The sequence below is a fragment of the Rhizobium sp. O111 genome, assembly GCF_055616315.1.
On the sequence record NZ_JBSHXL010000001.1, the window covers coordinates 1,268,312 to 1,284,938 of the forward strand.

Here is a 16,627-nt window from a genome sequence, read left to right on the forward strand (position 1 = left end):
TTTATTGACTTGCTGGCGGGCATCCTATTTACAACCCGCATCCAGAAAACCTCCAGATTTGGTCCAAAAATGCTCGAAAAGACCTACGATTCCGCAGCCGTTGAACCGAAGATCGCCGCGAAATGGGACGAGGCGGACGCTTTCCGCGCGGGCGCGAACGCCAAGCCGGGCGCTGAAAGCTTCACCATCGTGATCCCGCCGCCGAACGTGACGGGTTCGCTGCACATGGGCCATGCGCTGAACAACACGCTGCAGGACATCATGGTCCGCTTCGAGCGCATGCGCGGCAAGGACGTGCTGTGGCAGCCGGGCATGGACCATGCCGGCATCGCCACGCAGATGGTCGTCGAGCGCAAGCTGATGGAACAGCAGCTTCCGGGCCGTCGCGACATGGGCCGCGAAGCCTTCATTGAGAAGGTCTGGGAGTGGAAGAACGAGTCGGGCGGTCTGATCTTCAACCAGTTGAAGCGCCTCGGCGCTTCCTGTGACTGGTCGCGCGAGCGCTTCACCATGGACGAGGGCCTGTCTGAGGCCGTCCTCGAAGTCTTCGTCAGCCTCTACAAGGAAGGCCTGATCTACAAGGACAAGCGTCTCGTCAATTGGGACCCGAAGCTCCTGACCGCGATTTCCGACATGGAAGTCGAGCAGCTGGAGGTCAAGGGCAATCTCTGGCACTTCCGCTATCCGCTGGAAGCGGGCGTCACCTACCAGTACCCGATCGCTTTCGACGAGGAAGGAAAGCCGACGGAATTCGAGACACGCGACTACATCGTTGTCGCAACGACCCGTCCGGAAACGATGCTCGGCGATACCGGAATCGCGGTAAACCCTGAGGACGAGCGTTACAAGTCGATCGTCGGCAGGCATATCATCTTGCCGATCGTCGGCCGCAAGATCCCGATCGTCGCGGATGACTACGCCGATCCGACCGCCGGTACCGGCGCCGTCAAGATCACGCCTGCGCACGACTTCAACGACTTCGAAGTCGGCAAGCGCGCCGGCCTGCGCGCCATCAACGTCATGAACATCGATGCCTCGATCTCGATCAAGGAGAACGAGGACTTCCTCGAAGGTCTCGATCATCCGGCCGCACTTCATGGCGCCTGGGACCGCTTGGAAGGCCAGGATCGTTTCACCGCCCGCAAGATCATCGTCGAGATTTTCGAAGAGGCAGGCCTGCTCGACAAGATCGAGCCGCACAAGCACGTGGTCCCGCACGGCGACCGCGGCGGCGTGCCGATCGAGCCGCGCCTGACCGACCAATGGTGGGTGGACAACAAGACGCTGGCCCAGCCGGCGATCGCGTCGGTCCGTGAAGGCCGCACCAATTTCGTGCCGAAGAACTGGGAAAACACCTATTTCCAGTGGATGGAAAACATCCAGCCTTGGTGCATTTCCCGTCAGCTGTGGTGGGGTCACCAGATTCCCGCTTGGTATGGTCCCGATGGCCAGGTCTTCGTCGAGAAGACCGAGGAAGAAGCGCTGCAGGCCGCCATCCAGCACTACATCGCTCACGAGGGCCCCTGGAAGGCTTGGGTCGAGGAAAAGCTCGAGAACTTCCAGCCGGGCGAAATCCTGACGCGCGACGAAGACGTGCTCGACACCTGGTTCTCGTCCGCTCTGTGGCCGTTCTCGACGCTCGGCTGGCCGGAAAAGACGCCCGAGCTTGCGCGCTACTACCCGACCAACGTTCTGGTCACCGGCTTCGATATCATCCCGTTCTGGGTTGTTCGCATGATGCAGATGGGTCTGCACTTCATGAAGGACGAGGACGGCGTTCCGGTCGAGCCGTTCCACACGGTCTATATCCACGCGCTGGTTCGCGACAAGAACGGCCAGAAGATGTCGAAGTCGAAGGGCAACGTCATCGACCCGCTGGAACTCATCGACGAGTACGGTGCCGACGCGCTGCGCTTCACGCTGGCGATCATGGCGGCCCAGGGCCGCGACGTGAAGCTCGATCCGGCCCGTATCGCCGGCTACCGCAACTTCGGCACCAAGCTTTGGAATGCGACGCGCTTCGCCGAGATGAACGGCGTGGTCAACGACCCGCATTTCATTCCTGAAGCCGCCGAGCTCACGGTCAACCGCTGGATCCTGACGGAACTGGCCCGCACGGAACGCGACCTTACCGAGGCGATCGAAGCCTATCGCTTCAACGATGCCGCCGGCGTGCTCTATCGCTTCGTCTGGAACCAGGTTTGCGATTGGTATCTCGAACTGCTGAAGCCGATCTTCGGCGGTACGGACGAGGGCGCCAAGAAGGAGGCGCAGTCCTGCGTCGCCTACGTTCTGGAAGAGATCTACAAGCTGCTGCACCCGTTCATGCCCTTCATGACCGAAGAGCTTTGGGCGCATACAGCAGGCGAGGGTCGCGAGCGTGACGGCCTGGTCTGCCACGCCGAATGGCCGTCGCCGTCCTACGCCGACGACGCGGCAGCCGACGAGATCAACTGGCTGATCGACCTCGTCTCCGATATCCGCTCGGTTCGCTCCGAAATGAACGTACCGCCATCGGCCGTAGCCCCGCTCGTCTTCGTCAACGCCAACAGCCTGACGCGTGACCGGCTGTCGCGCCACGATGCGGCGATCAAGCGCCTCGCGCGTGTCGATGGCATTTCGCTCGCCGAGCAGGCGCCGAAGGGTGCTGCCCAGATCGTGGCCGGCGAAGCGACGGTCTGCCTGCCGCTCGGCGCGCTGATCGATCTCGGTGCTGAAAAGGCCCGCCTCGAAAAGGCGATCGCCAAGACCGAGGCCGAAATGGCAAGGATCAACGGTAAGCTCTCCAACGAGAAGTTCGTCGCCAATGCCAACCCGGAGGTCGTCGCGGCCGAACGGGAGCGTCTGGAAGAGCTGACGGTCCAGCTCGCGAGCCTTAAGATCGCGCTCTCGCGTGTAGATGAAGCCTCGTAAAATCAACTTTCAATAGTATTTCATTCCAAGGCGCCCGATGAAGAATCGGGCGCCTTTTTTCGAAAAAATTAACCGTAATCACGCCCTCCGCCGCCACAACTTGGCCGGAGCAGCACCATTTTTCAGCTTTTCCACGAAGTTTTTGCTAAAAATCAAACTGTTGTCAGAAGGTAACATATCTGTGCTCGTATAGAACGATCGCCCTATCACCTGATCGATTTTAGGATTTTTTGAGATACATTTTCTAACATGAGGAAATTTTGACGTGCTCGTCAATTTTTTACGTAAAGCATCCATTAGCTCACTTTTCAATCGCGTCCGGTCACGAAGTTGCCATTTTAACCTCTCGCCGTCACAGTCTCACCATCGCAATTGCCTCAGTGGGGGAGACACCTTGGCATCTCGTAAGGTTCTGGCGGCAGCCCTGCCGCTTGTTATGATTTCGACGCTCACCCAGACTGCCTTCGCGGGCGGTCTGGAGCGTGGCGGCTATAATATCGATCAGTTGTTCGATGCATCGCAGTTTTCGATTCAGTCCGGCGTGATCTATGTCATGCCGCAGCGCAAGCTGAAGAATGCGCGTGACGTCAATACTTCGAACACCACTGGTGGCGGAAATCTGAATTCGCGGCCCAACCACGCTGATGACACAGAGAACTACGCCATTCCCTATTTGGGCCTCAAGGGTGGCGTCGGCGACGTTGACTGCCTTGTCGATTATTCGGAGCCGTTTGGTGCGCATACGAACCCAGGCGTGAACTGGGCGGGCGCAAACAATAACGTCGAGACGAAGATCGATAGCCACAATTATGGGGCGACCTGTTCCTACAAGTTTGATCTCGGTCAGGGCCAGGCGCGCATTATCGGTGGTGCATTCTATCAGGAGATCGAGGGCTTCCAGGAAAAGCTGGTCAGCACCGCGCCGTTGGCTCTCGGTCTTGGCACCGGCGTCGGTCGCCTCGATCTGAGCGACAGTGCGTGGGGCTGGCGTCTCGGCGTCGCCTATGAGATTCCCGAATACGCGATGCGCGCCAGCTTGGTGTACAACAGCCGCGTCAAGTATGACGGTTTGACCGGCACGGTCGACCTGACGCAGGTTCCCGTGGTTCCGGTATACGGCGGCAGGATCACCAATGTTTACGGCGAGGCGGAAGCTCCGGATTCGCTTGAGCTCAAGTTGCAGAGCGGCATCGCACCGGATTGGTTGGCTTTCGGCTCAGTCAAGTGGACAAACTGGAGCGTCCTTCAGTCCGTGTCTCTTTGCCCCACCTCGACGCGCGGCACCGCTTGCGGCCAGTCGAACCAGCTGACATCGCTCGATCTCGGCTACCGTGACGGTTGGACCCTTACGGGCGGCGTCGGTCACAAGTTCAATGATCAGTGGAGCGGGGCAGTCAGCCTCACCTGGGATCGCGGAACGAGCGATGGCTATGGTGCGCAGGCCGATGTATGGACGCTCGGCGTCGGCGCCTCCTACAGCCCGACTGAAAACATCGAGTGGCGGCTTGCCGGAGCGCTCGGCGTCATGACCAGCGGATCATCAGGTACCGTCGTCAAGGATGGCGTAACCTACGGTGACGACGCAACCTACGACTACGGCAACGATCTCGTGGCGGCCATCTCCACAAGCATCAAGGTCAAGTTCTGACCTGCCAAGATCAGCGCAAGTGAAAGCCCGGCAAACTGTCGGGCTTTTCTTTGTCTGGGCGCCATTAAGCATGCTCTCGTCACGTGTCATTTTGTGACGATTCAGCAACAGTTTTTTTTGAGTGTTGGCGTATGATGGGCTCCATCACGAATTGTCCATTTCCCGCCACAAACTAGGCGCAGCGGTAATCTCGGGCGAGGGAATGACAGGCATAGGGTGCGCGTAAAAGAGTAAGATGGGTCGTTTTTCGGTGAGTGTGAAAGAGACGGACATGAGGTGTGGCGCAGTTGCTGCCGCTTCGCTTGTTTCGCCTGTTTTACAGGGTGTTTCAGCCGGAAAGCGTCGTTCGATCGCAGCATTCTCAAGCCTTTCAATTTCCTCACGTTCGACGGTGTTGCCGCTTTCCGAACTGGCTTTCGGTAACGACGTCTCGCGTTTTGTCACAATTGGTGACTACGACATTTCTGAAGGCGAAATGCCGCTCCGCGGGCTCGCCGAAATGAGGTTGAAGGCATCGCCGTCAGTTCGCGCCGGGAAGCGGGCGGATGAGGTCGGTGCGAAGGGAATGACGGCTCTCTCTGGAGAGCAAAAGGCTGGATGCGACGCGGGCAAGCGGGTCTTGGAACCCACCGCGGGATCGCTCGCCGAAGGGACTTTATCTGCGAGCCGAACGGGCGGGATGTTCGAGATGGCGCGTATGGGTGGAAACGAAAGAAATCGAGTGAAATGCTGACGTTCGAGTTCAGACCTTTCAGATTGATGCTTATGGGGCTCTCCGTCGCCTGCTGCGCGGCGATGAGTTGTCCGGCAAGCGCGTTCGACATCAAGTCGGGCGTCAACAAGGAATCCGGTCCTTTCGATCTCTTCAAGTTCGGTTTCAAGGCCTACAAGAACGGCCAGAAGGAAGAGGCTGTCGAAGCCTATAAATACGCGGCCGAAAAGGGTCACACCGGCTCGCGCTGGGCGCTCGCCAACATGTATGCCGATGGCGACGGCGTCGCGCAGGACGATTTCGAAGCTTTTAAGATTTATAGCGAGATCGCCCAGCAGGGCGTGGAGCCCGGTTCTGAAGATACCGGCTTCTTCGTCAACGCGCTTCTGTCGCTCGCCGGTTATTACAAGCACGGCATTCCGGGCAGCCCCGTGAAGACCGATCTCACCCAGGCGCGCCAGATCTATTTCCAGGTCGCCTCCACCTTCGGCGTTCCCGAAGCGCAGTTCCAGCTGGCGCAGATGATGCTTGCCGGCGATGGCGGCGCCACCAGCACGCAGCAGGCCAAGAAGTGGCTGAACCAGGCCCGCAAGGCCGGTCACCCGGGCGCCATGTCCGTCTTCGGCAATATCCTGTTCCAGGAAGGCCAGTCGGCCAACGGCCTCGCACTGATGACGGCGGCACTCGATCGCTGCAAGCCGAAGGATTGCAACTGGATGGAATCGCTGCAGGAGCAGGCTTTCTCGGTGGCCAGCGAAAGCGACCGCCGAAACGCCATCGCCCTCTCACACAAGATCGCCAGCAGCAACACCGACTGAGCGATGTAAGACCGGATCGCCGAGATCCGGCCTCGATTTGTGCCGCCTAGCCCTTAGGCCGCGAAATCGAAATAGGCGACCACAGGCACGTGGTCGGAAGGCTTCTCCCAGGCACGCACATGCTTTTCGATTGCCGTCGAGGTCATCCGGTCGGCGGCTTCCGGCGACAGCATCAGGTGATCGATGCGAATGCCGTTGTTCTTCGGCCATGCGCCGGCCTGATAATCCCAGAACGTATAGGCGGGCACCGCATCCGTCGTCGCGCGCACCGCATCCGTCAGCCCCAGGCTCTCGAGCCTGCGAAACGCCTCCCGCGTCTGTGGCAGGAACAGAGCGTCGTTTTCCCAAACCTTCGGGTCGAAGCAATCATGTGGCTCGGGGATGACGTTGTAGTCGCCGGCAAGGATCAGGATCTCCTCGTAAGCCAGCCGCTCGGCCGCGAATGTGCGCAGCCGTTCCATCCAGGCGAGCTTGTAGCTGTATTTCTCGGTATCGACAGGATTGCCGTTCGGCAGATAGAGGCAGCAGACGCGGGCGACGCGATTGCCGGGAATGGAGAACACCGCTTCAAGAAAGCGTGCCTGCTCGTCCAGCGGATCGCCCGGCAGGCCACGCGTCACTTCGTCCGGCTTGGTCTTGGAAAGAATGGCGACGCCGTTGAAGCCCTTCTGCCCATGTGTCTCTACATGATAGCCCAGAGCCTCGATCTCCAGCCGCGGAAAGCCTTCGTCGACCGTCTTGATCTCCTGCAGGCAGGCGATATCGGGGTTCGAATCCTTCAGCCACTGCGTGAGGTTGTCGATACGCGCCTTGACGCCGTTGATGTTCCAGGTCGCGATCTTCATTCTTTTGTCCCGTTCCGCTTTGACGTCTTCTTCTAGCGTGGTCTTGAGACAAGCGACAAGACGTTAAACCGGCCGGAAGGCAATCTTCGGCCGGTTCGGTGTGGATAGCGGGAGAGGGTGGTCAGATCGAGAAGCTGGTGCCGCAGCCGCAGCTCGCTACCGCGTTCGGGTTCTTGATCTGGAAGGACTGGCCGAGCAGGTTGTCGACGAAATCGATCTCAGAGCCCGCCATGTAGATCAGCGACATGCTGTCGATCAGCACTTTCGCGTCGTTCTTCTCGACGACCACGTCGTCGTCCTGGATGCCGTCGGTCAGGTCGAACTTGTAGGAAAAACCCGAACAGCCGCCGCCTTCAACGGAAACGCGCAGCGCGCTCTTGCCGGGGTCGCTGCCGACGATGGTGGCGATTCGCTTCGCCGCGGCGTCGGAAAGGGTTACACTTGCTTCGGTCATGTCTGCTCCTGCCGGGGTCAAGATCCGGAGAGAATAGTGGTCCAGCCATCAATATAAACGGCTGTTTTTCAATGCTATCGCGCCTTATATCATGAAAGCGCGGCCCGCGGCAAAGTGGGCGATACGTCGTCTCTTTGCCGTTTATGCTCTCTATAGGTATGAAGAGCATATGGCGGCGTCAATGGGCGTGAGCCTGGACATGGCGAGTGACGGTGAAGAATGACGATCGACAGGCGTGCATTAGGCTTCGGTAACAGCGACAGGGCAATCTACGCGGCTGACCCGTGGACGACGCGTGGGCGGCTCTATCCCGAGAATTCCAGCCCGACACGCTCGGACTTCCAGCGCGACCGCGACCGCATTGTTCATACGACAGCCTTCCGGCGCCTCAAGCACAAGACCCAGGTCTTCATCGCCCAGGATGGCGATCACTATCGCACGCGGCTCACGCACACGATCGAAGTTGCCCAGATCGCGCGCGCGCTCGCAAGGGCGCTGAAGCTCGACGAGGATCTGGCGGAAGGCGTCGCCCTCGTGCACGATTTCGGCCACACGCCCTTCGGCCACACCGGCGAGGACGCGCTGCACGAGGTGCTGCTGCCCTATGGCGGCTTCGACCACAATGCCCAGTCGCTGCGCATCGTCACCAAGCTCGAACGCCGCTACGCCGATTTCGACGGCATCAACTTGACATGGGAAAGCCTGGAAGGCCTGGTCAAGCACAACGGTCCGCTGCTCACCAAGGACGGAACCGGCACGCGCGGCCCCGTGCCGCAACCGATCCTCGATTACTGCGAGATCCACGATCTTCAGCTCGACACCTTCGCTAGCCTCGAGGCCCAGGTTGCCGCGATCGCCGACGATATCGCCTACAACACCCACGATATCGATGACGGCCTGCGCTCTGGTTATCTCACCTTCGACATGCTTGAGGATATCCCCTTCCTCGCCGGGCTGATGGCCGAGGTGAGGGAGCGCTACCCCACGCTGGAGCCAAGCCGCTTCACCCACGAGATCATGCGCCGCCAAATCACCCGCATGGTCGAGGATGTGATTTCCGTCGCCCAGGAGCGTCTTGCTGAAATCCGCCCCGAGAGCGCCGACGACGTCAGGCACGCCAACCGCGTCATCGCGACGTTTTCCGAGGGCATGGCCGAGACGGACAGGCAGATCAAGGCGATGCTCTTCAAGCGCATCTACCGCCATCCCGACATCATGCGCATTCGATCAGGCGCCGCGCAGATCGTCACCGATCTGTTTTCGGCCTACATGGCCAACCCCAAGGAGATGCAGAGCCACTATTGGGTGGATCACATCGCGGGGCTCGCCGAGGCGCCGAAGGCGCGCCATGTTGGCGATTATCTCGCCGGCATGACCGATACCTACGCCATCAGCGCCCACAGGCGATTGTTTGACCAGACTCCGGATTTGCGCTAGGCAGCGGTCGCTCGGCAAAGGCCGGGCGGATGCCGTGTGGCACAGCCTATGCATGGAAGAGTGCGATGAACCTTTTTACCGATTTCGAAGCCAGGATTAAAACCGCCCTTGAACAGATCGATCTGGTCAAGGAAAAGCGATCCGAGCTGGATTTCGGACGCATTGCCGTCGAGCCGCCGCGTGATGCGAGCCACGGCGATGTCGCGACCAATGCGGCGATGGTGCTTGCCAAGCCGCTCGGCACCAATCCGCGCGCGCTGGCCGAAATCATCACCGAAAAGTTGAAGGAAGACCCGGATGTAGCCGAAGTATCGGTTGCGGGCCCTGGCTTCATCAACGTCAGGATCGCCGTCGGCTACTGGCAGCGCCTGCTGGCCTCGATGATCACTGCTGGCACCGATTACGGTCGCTCGACGATGGGTGAGGGCCGCAAGGTCAACGTCGAATACGTCTCGGCCAACCCGACCGGCCCGATGCATGTCGGCCATTGCCGTGGCGCCGTCGTCGGCGACGCACTGGCCAACCTGCTGTCCTTCGCCGGCTTCGACGTCACCAAGGAATACTACATCAACGACGCCGGCTCGCAGATCGACGTTCTCGCGCGCTCGGTCTTCCTGCGCTACCGCGAGGCGCTCGGCGAAAAGATCGGCGAGATCCCGGCTGGCCTCTATCCGGGCGATTATCTCGTGCCCGTCGGCGAAGCGTTGGCGCGTGACTACGGCGTCAAGCTGCACAACATGCCCGAGGATCAGTGGATGCCGCTGGTCAAGGATCGCACCATCGATGCGATGATGGTGATGATCCGCGAGGATCTGGAGGCGTTGAACGTCCATCACGACGTGTTCTTTTCCGAGCGCACGCTGCACGCCAATGGCGCTGCCGCTATCCGCACGGCCATCAACGACCTGACCTTCAAGGGCCACGTCTACAAGGGCACGCTGCCGCCGCCGAAGGGCCAGCTGCCGGAAGATTGGGAAGATCGCGAACAGACGCTGTTCCGCTCGACCGAGGTCGGCGACGACATGGACCGTCCGCTGATCAAGTCGGACGGCTCCTACACCTATTTCGCCGCCGACGTCGCCTACTTCAAGAACAAGTTCGATCGCGGCTTCAGCGAGATGATCTACGTGCTCGGCGCCGACCATGGCGGCTACGTCAAGCGCCTGGAGGCAGTTGCGCGTGGCGTGTCGGAAGGCAAGGCCAAGCTTACCGTTCTGCTGTGCCAGCTGGTCAAGCTGTTCCGCGATGGCGAACCGGTGAAGATGTCGAAGCGCTCGGGCGACTTCGTGACGCTGCGCGATGTGGTCGAGGAAGTCGGCCGCGATTCGGTGCGGTTCATGATGCTGTATAGAAAGAGCTCGGAGCCGTTGGACTTCGATTTCGCCAAAGTAACGGAACAGTCGAAAGACAATCCGGTCTTTTACGTACAGTACGCGCACGCCCGTTGCATGTCTGTCTTCAGGCAGGCGAAGGAGGCGTTTCCGGATCTCGACGTGTCGCCTGAAATCCTCGCGAACGCCGTGTCGGGAATCTCGGATCCTGCGGAATTACAATTGGTTGCGAAGGTTGCCGAGTTCCCTCGGCTGGTCGAGGCGGCGGCTCAATCGCAAGAGCCGCATCGTGTCGTATTCTACCTCTATGATCTTGCCAGTTCTTTCCATGCTCATTGGAATAAGGGCAAGGATCAGGTAGACTTACGATTTATTAACGATAAGAGCCGAGAGTCTAGTATTACCAGACTAGGGCTGGTGTACGCCGTTGCGTCCGTTTTGAAGTCGGGTCTTGCCATCGCAGGAACGGCTGCGCCGGAAGAGATGCGGTAGCGTCACCATTTACCCACAATGCGCTGGCACGAAACCTTTGCATTTGCGAGTGGATGAGTATGGCAGATAAACAGCGGGCGTATGACACGCGTAACGATGCGAACCTCTTTGCTGACGACGATCCCCTTGCGGAGCTTGCGCGTATCGTCGGTTTTGAGCCCCGTGTAGCGGCAAACACCGTCGAAGCGGCACCAAGGCAGGAGCCTGCCTTCAATCTCGAAGATGAACTGCTGCGCGAGTTCGAGCGTTACGACGCTCCGACCGCGCCGGCGGTCGTCGATCATCCGATTGAGACGGCTTACGCTCAGCCTCAGCCTCAGCCTGAGCCCGTAGTCTATGCCGAGCCGGAGCCCGTCACCTACGACGAGCCCGAGCCCCACTACGAGCCCGCACAGCACTACGAGCAGGCGCCGCGCTATGATGCCGAGCCGGTTCATTACGAAGCGCCGGTTGTCTCGGAACGGGTCGAAGACGAGGCCTTGCCTGTCATCGAGCAGCCTGATGCCCGCGCGATCCTCTCGTCCGCCGATTGGGCAGCAAGTGTTTCGCGCCCTGCTGAGCCCGTCTCCGGCGGCGCTCGCGATCTGATAGAGGAGCTTGAGCTTTCGATCAGCGCCGCACCGACGCCGGTTCAGCCCGCCAAGGCCCCGCAATGGTCGGCCGCAAGCATTCGCTTGCCGATCGCCAATTTCCATACGTCTCGCCGCGAAGAGCCGACCGCAGCGCCTGTTGCCGCTCCGGCACCAGTAATCGCTGCCGAGCCTGTGGCAGTAGCGCCGCGCTTCGAAGCGCCGGCCGCCGCCAGCTTCCCCGCCGAGATCGATCGTCATGAGCCGTCGTTCGCCGTCGAGCAGCTGGTTGTCGAGCCGATCGTCGAACCTGTTGTCGATCACAGCGCCTTCGATCTGGCCGCTGCCGCCAAGGATGGCGACGTCAAGGCCGATGCGGCGCTGACGGAAGCCGTCACCGAAGTCGACGATATCGCCTTCGATATCGATGACCTTCTGGCCGATGTTTCGCAGTATCCGGTTACCGCGCGCGAAGCTGCGCCCGTGGAAGCACAGCCGGTCGCCCCGGTCGTCCAGGCACCGATCCCGACGCCGGCCTATGTGCCCGAGCCGCCTGTCGCCGTCGCTCCCGTAGCGGCAGCACCCGTAGCGCCTCGCTATGCACCCGAGCCGCAGCCGGTCGCCGCCAAGGCCGCACCTGACGCGGAAGACCCGTTTGCCGGCCATGACTTCGAACTGGATCTCGAAGGCATCGAGCTTGAGCTCGCCGACCTCGATTTCGTCGAGCCTGTTGTCGCCGAGGAAATCGAGCAGCCGAAGCCCCAGCCTGTTGCTGCACCGGTGGCCTACCAGCCGGCAGTCCGCCAGCCGGAGCCTGTGGCGCAGCCGGCACCCGCGCCCTATCAGCAGGCCGCCCCGGCGCCGGCTTATCAGGCACCGGCCTACCAGGCGCCCGCGTATCAGTCAGCCGCACCGGTTTACCGTTCGCCGGAGCCCGCAGCACCGTCCTACCGCGCGCCGGCACCTGCCGTCGACACCACGGAAGAGCTGCCCTTCGATCCGTCGATGATCTCCGATGCGGAGTATCAGATGGAAGCGGTCGAGATGCATGTCCCGACGCTGCCGCCGGTCGAAAAGCATGAACCTGTCCCCGCGATGTCGGATTTCGATTTCGACGTCGATTCGGAAATCGCCAACCTTCTGACCCCGGCCAAGCCGGTTGAAGCACCCGCAAAGCCGGCTCAGGACATCCGTGCCCGCGCCCAGGCCTCTGTCGCCGCTGTGGCATCCGCTGCACGTCCGCAGCCGTCGCAGCCGCAGGCCCAGAGCTTCGATGAATTCGAACGCGCGCTGGAGGAGGATTTCCGCCGCAGCGTCAACGAGCCCGTACAGCAGCGTCGCGAGACGGTGTCCGAAGTTCAGATCCAGTCGGCAAGCGACGCCGAGGATATGAGCCGCGCCCGCTCGATGAAGCGCATGCTGGCGGCAGCCGCTGCCATCGTCATTTTCGGCGGCGTCGCCTATGCCGGCTATTCCTTCCTGGCGCGCGACGGCGGCCTCGGTATCGCCACCGGCGAGCCGCGCGTCATCGTGGCCGACAAGGACCCGGTCAAGGTCGTTCCGGAAAACCCGGGTGGCAAGACCGTTCCGAACCAGGACAAGGCCGTCTACGACAGCGTTGGTGGTGCTGCCACCGAAGCCCCGAAGCAGAAGTCGCTGGTCTCGAGCGACGAGCAGCCGGTCGATGTCGTTCAGCGCACGCTGACGCCGGAAACGCTGCCTGAAGATAACGACGCCCCGATGCCATCCATGGCAACGCCCGTCGGCGACACCGAGGATCCGCGCCTGCTGCCGAACGACAGCGCCACCGATACGGCCGCTGCCGCTCCGTCGGATGCTGATCGTTCGCCGTCGGTCTCGGCCCGCAAGGTCCGCACGATGATCGTCAAGCCGGATGGGACGCTTGTCGCCCGCGACGAGCCGGCGCCGGAGCCTGCTGCATCCTCGCTGCCGAAGCCCACCTCGGTGCAGACGCAGAAGATCGCGGCAGGTGGTGCATCGGCCTCCGCTCCGACGATCGAACAGCTGGCGTCCGCCGACATTCGCTCGACGCCGGTCGAAGGTGCTACGCCGACTGCAAAGCAGACCTCTGAGAACGTGCTTGCCAAGGCTGCGGCGGCAACGCCTGACAGCGTCAACCCGCCGGTCCGTGCCGTAACCAGCACCAAGACCGACACCGCGCCGACCCCGGCATCGCGTCCGGGTGCTTCGGCTCTCGCACTTGCAACGGCCGCACCGGCACCAGCTGCCCAGGCACCGAAGGAAGTTGCGGCGGTTCCGCCGGCAGCGGCACAGGCCCAGCCGACCACGGCCGCTCCTGGCAGCTACGGCGTCCAGATTGCATCGCTGCCATCTGAAGCCGAAGCCAAGAAGTCCTATGCAAGCCTGTCGAAGAAGTTCGGCGGCGTACTGGCTGGCATGCCTTACGAAATCCGCAAGGCCGACATCGCAGGCAAGGGCACCTACTACCGCCTGCGCATCACTGCCGGCTCCAAGGACGAGGCAGCCGCGATTTGCGAGAAGTACCGCGCAGCCGGCGGCTCCTGCCTGATTTCGAAGTAAGGCTCGTAACTGAATTGCTTGAGAGCGGCGGGGCAACCCGCCGCTCTTTTCGTTTGCAGAACGCAGTTTTGCGTCGTTCTTTTTTGTGAATGGCAGTTGACGCTGCTCGCATTTCGCCAAGGCGTCTCTATGATTCGGGTATGACCGAATCAAAAGCGATGATCCTTGGCTGTAGCGGCCTCTCCCTGACGCCCGAAGAGAAGGCCTTCTACGCGGGCGAGCGCCCCTGGGGCTTCATCCTGTTCGGCCGCAATATTTCCGAACCGCAGCAGATATCGGACCTCGTGGCCGAGATGCGCGAAAGCGTCGGCTGGCATGCGCCGGTGCTGATCGATCAGGAAGGCGGCCGCGTCCAGCGCATTCGCCCGCCGATCCTGCCGCACTATCCCTCCGGCCAACAACTGGGCGATCTCTACAGAGAGGACCCGGAAAAGGGCAAGCGCGCGGCTTGGCTGATGTCGCGCCTGCACGCCTTCGATCTCTCAAGATTCGGCATCAACGTCGATTGCCTGCCCGTCCTGGATGTTCCGGTCGAAGGCAGCAGCAACGTCATCGGCAACCGCGCCTATGGCATGGACCCGAAGACCGTGACGGACATGGGCATCGCCGCATCAGAAGGCTTGAAGGCGGGCGGCGTGCTCTCCGTGATGAAGCACATGCCCGGCCACGGCCGCGGCTTTGCCGATTCCCACCACGAGCTCCCGGTCGTCCGCGTCTCGCGCGAGGAGTTGGAAGCCCACGACTTCCCGCCATTCATCGCGATGAAGGACGAATTGATGGCGATGACCTGCCATCTCGTTTTCACCGCGATCGACCCCGATAATCCCGCCACCACCTCGCGCAAGGTCATCGACGGCATCATCCGCGAGCATATCGGCTTCAAAGGCCTGTTGCTTTCCGATGATAGTTCGATGAACGCGCTGAGCGGCACGCTTGGCGAGCGGGCGGCGAATATCATTGCGGGCGGGTGCGATATCGTGCTGCATTGCAATGGCCATATGGATGAGATGCTTGAAGTGGTCGCCAACGTGCCGCTGCTGCAAGGTGGAGCGCTCGAACGTGCCAAGCGCGTGGAGCAGGGGTTCCCGACAGCCGATGGCGCCGACGAGGCCGCGATCCGCGCCGAATTCGATGCGATGTTTGCGACGGCCTGATCGCGAAAGGAACGAGACGACGTGACAACGACGACAAAGGCTCAGGAGCGCCCGCAGACATCGGCAACGCCGATGGACAAGCTGTGGCAGGACGGCAGCGCCGACCGCGCCTCGACCGATCCGGCGCTGTTGATCGATGTCGCCGGCTTCGAAGGCCCGCTCGACCTGTTGCTGCATCTCGCCCGCACGCAGAAGGTCGACCTGTCCCGCATTTCCGTGCTGGCGCTTGCCGAACAATATCTGCTGTTCATCGACAGCGCCCGCCGCATACGCATCGAGCTCGCGGCTGACTATCTGGTCATGGCGGCATGGCTTGCCTACCTGAAGTCACGCCTGCTCATTCCGCAGCAGGTCAAGGACGACGGCCCCTCGGGCGAGGAGATGGCAGCGTCGCTGGCGTTTCGCCTGAAACGTCTGGAAGCGATGCGCGAGGCGGCCGGCGGTCTCGTGAACCGCAATCGTCTCGGTCGTGACGTGCTTGCCCGTGGCGCGCCCGAGCATATCCCCGATCGCCACCAATCCGCCTATGACGCCAGCCTTTACGATCTGCTGACCGCCTATGGCTCGCTGCGCCAGCGTCAGGCTGTCACGCAGGTCACGATCGCGCGCCGTACCGTCTGGTCGCTCACCGAAGCGCGTGAATTGCTGACCCGCCTGATCGGTGAGATCGGCGACTGGACGGCGCTCGAGCAGCATATCCTGACCTACATGGTTTCGCCCGAAGACCGGGTGACGGCGATCGCCAGCGCCTTTGCCGCTTCGCTCGAGCTCGCACGCGAAGGAAAGATCGAAATCCGCCAGGAAGGCGTCTTCGAGCCGATCTACATGCGGCGTGGACCAAATCATGCGACACTGCAGGTCGTCGAACAGGAGCTGCCGGCTTGAGCGATCTGGAAGACATCGATCTGGACAATGGCGACGCCGAACGCGACAACGACGGCACCGGGGATGACACCGTCCACGACGAGAGCGAGGCCGCCCGCATCGCCGAGGCATTGGTCTTCGCCTCCGCCCAGCCCGTCTCGGAAGCTTTCATCAGTGATCGCCTGCCGAAAGCGTTCGACGTGCGCGCCATTATGCTGCGGCTGCAGGAAGAATACGCCCATCGCGGCGTCAATCTGGTGAGGGTCGACGATGCCTGGGCGTTTCGCACCGCCGCAGACCTCTCCTTCGTCATCCGCCGCGATGAAAACGAGGTGCGCAAGCTGTCCCGCGCCGCACTCGAGGTTCTCGCGATCATCGCCTATCACCAACCGGTGACGCGCGCCGAGATCGAGGATATCCGAGGCGTGCAGACCTCGCGCGGCACGCTCGATGTGCTGATGGAAGCCGGTTGGGTGCGTTTTCGCGGCCGCCGCCGTACGCCGGGACGTCCTGTTACTCTCGGCACCACCCGCGACTTCCTCGATCATTTCGGGCTTGAGGAACTGCGCGACTTGCCGGGTATCGAGGAATTGAAGGGGGCAGGGCTGCTCTCCGGCCGTATCCCGGCCAATTTCAACATTCCGTCACCGTCGATGAACGATGAGCTGACCGAAGACGAAGACCCAATCACGCAGATGGATCTCGAGGAACTGGGCCTTCTGGCGCCCGGTGGCGCGTCCGAGGAATAGGCGGCTCCGTGTCTTTGTTTCGCCACGCCGAGCGAAAACAATTGTCTTCACGACTTTTCGACCGGAGACTATCTTGTCA

12 protein-coding genes are annotated in these 16,627 nt (G+C 61.4%); 10 read left to right on the plus strand and 2 right to left on the minus strand.

Going from position 1 to position 16,627, the window contains the following annotated elements; all coding sequences use genetic code 11:
* Window positions 1-69 precede the first annotated feature (69 nt).
* From ACVTFQ_RS06540 to exoR, 4 genes are all read left to right on the plus strand, one after another.
* A complete protein-coding gene (locus tag ACVTFQ_RS06540; RefSeq protein ID WP_111561374.1) occupies window positions 70-2,913 on the plus strand; it encodes a valine--tRNA ligase in 2,844 nt (947 codons plus the stop codon).
* Window positions 2,914-3,307: 394 nt separating this feature from the next.
* A complete protein-coding gene (locus ACVTFQ_RS06545) occupies window positions 3,308-4,561 on the plus strand; it encodes an OmpP1/FadL family transporter (protein WP_470423738.1) in 1,254 nt (417 codons plus the stop codon).
* 235 nt (window positions 4,562-4,796) lie between these two features.
* Window positions 4,797-5,294, plus strand: coding sequence for a hypothetical protein (locus ACVTFQ_RS06550; protein WP_162718281.1), 498 nt, complete (start codon window positions 4,797-4,799; stop codon window positions 5,292-5,294).
* Window positions 5,288-6,091, plus strand: a complete 804-nt coding sequence (exoR, locus tag ACVTFQ_RS06555) for an exopolysaccharide production regulator ExoR (protein ID WP_018900092.1) — start codon at window positions 5,288-5,290, stop codon at window positions 6,089-6,091. Before ACVTFQ_RS06550 ends, exoR begins: the two co-directional genes overlap by 7 nt.
* Before the next feature lie 53 nt (window positions 6,092-6,144).
* On the opposite strand, the gene xth is transcribed toward exoR, so the two are convergent.
* A complete protein-coding gene (xth, locus tag ACVTFQ_RS06560; protein ID WP_047510159.1) occupies window positions 6,145-6,936 on the minus strand; it encodes an exodeoxyribonuclease III in 792 nt (263 codons plus the stop codon).
* Between the two features lie 121 nt (window positions 6,937-7,057).
* Window positions 7,058-7,390, minus strand: coding sequence for an iron-sulfur cluster insertion protein ErpA (erpA, locus tag ACVTFQ_RS06565; RefSeq protein WP_111561376.1), 333 nt, complete (start codon window positions 7,388-7,390; stop codon window positions 7,058-7,060).
* Between the two features lie 219 nt (window positions 7,391-7,609).
* Between erpA and ACVTFQ_RS06570 the strand changes: the two genes are divergently transcribed.
* The 6 genes from ACVTFQ_RS06570 to scpB all read left to right on the plus strand — a co-directional run bounded on the left by ACVTFQ_RS06570 (window position 7,610) and on the right by scpB (window position 16,548).
* Window positions 7,610-8,827: a deoxyguanosinetriphosphate triphosphohydrolase gene (locus ACVTFQ_RS06570; RefSeq protein WP_111561377.1), complete on the plus strand. Its 1,218-nt coding sequence runs from the start codon at window positions 7,610-7,612 to the stop codon at window positions 8,825-8,827.
* A gap of 65 nt (window positions 8,828-8,892) precedes the next feature.
* Complete coding sequence (gene argS / locus ACVTFQ_RS06575; protein ID WP_018900088.1) at window positions 8,893-10,650, plus strand: arginine--tRNA ligase; 1,758 nt, start codon at window positions 8,893-8,895, stop codon at window positions 10,648-10,650.
* 59 nt (window positions 10,651-10,709) lie between these two features.
* Window positions 10,710-13,781, plus strand: coding sequence for an SPOR domain-containing protein (locus ACVTFQ_RS06580; protein ID WP_111561378.1), 3,072 nt, complete (start codon window positions 10,710-10,712; stop codon window positions 13,779-13,781).
* Between the two features lie 140 nt (window positions 13,782-13,921).
* Complete coding sequence (gene nagZ, locus ACVTFQ_RS06585) at window positions 13,922-14,935, plus strand: beta-N-acetylhexosaminidase (RefSeq protein ID WP_111561379.1); 1,014 nt, start codon at window positions 13,922-13,924, stop codon at window positions 14,933-14,935.
* A 72-nt stretch (window positions 14,936-15,007) separates the two neighbouring features.
* Window positions 15,008-15,820: a segregation and condensation protein A gene (locus ACVTFQ_RS06590; RefSeq protein WP_111561380.1), complete on the plus strand. Its 813-nt coding sequence runs from the start codon at window positions 15,008-15,010 to the stop codon at window positions 15,818-15,820.
* Complete coding sequence (scpB, locus tag ACVTFQ_RS06595; RefSeq protein ID WP_111561381.1) at window positions 15,817-16,548, plus strand: SMC-Scp complex subunit ScpB; 732 nt, start codon at window positions 15,817-15,819, stop codon at window positions 16,546-16,548. The genes ACVTFQ_RS06590 and scpB overlap by 4 nt, the downstream gene beginning before the upstream one ends.
* Window positions 16,549-16,627 lie beyond the last annotated feature (79 nt).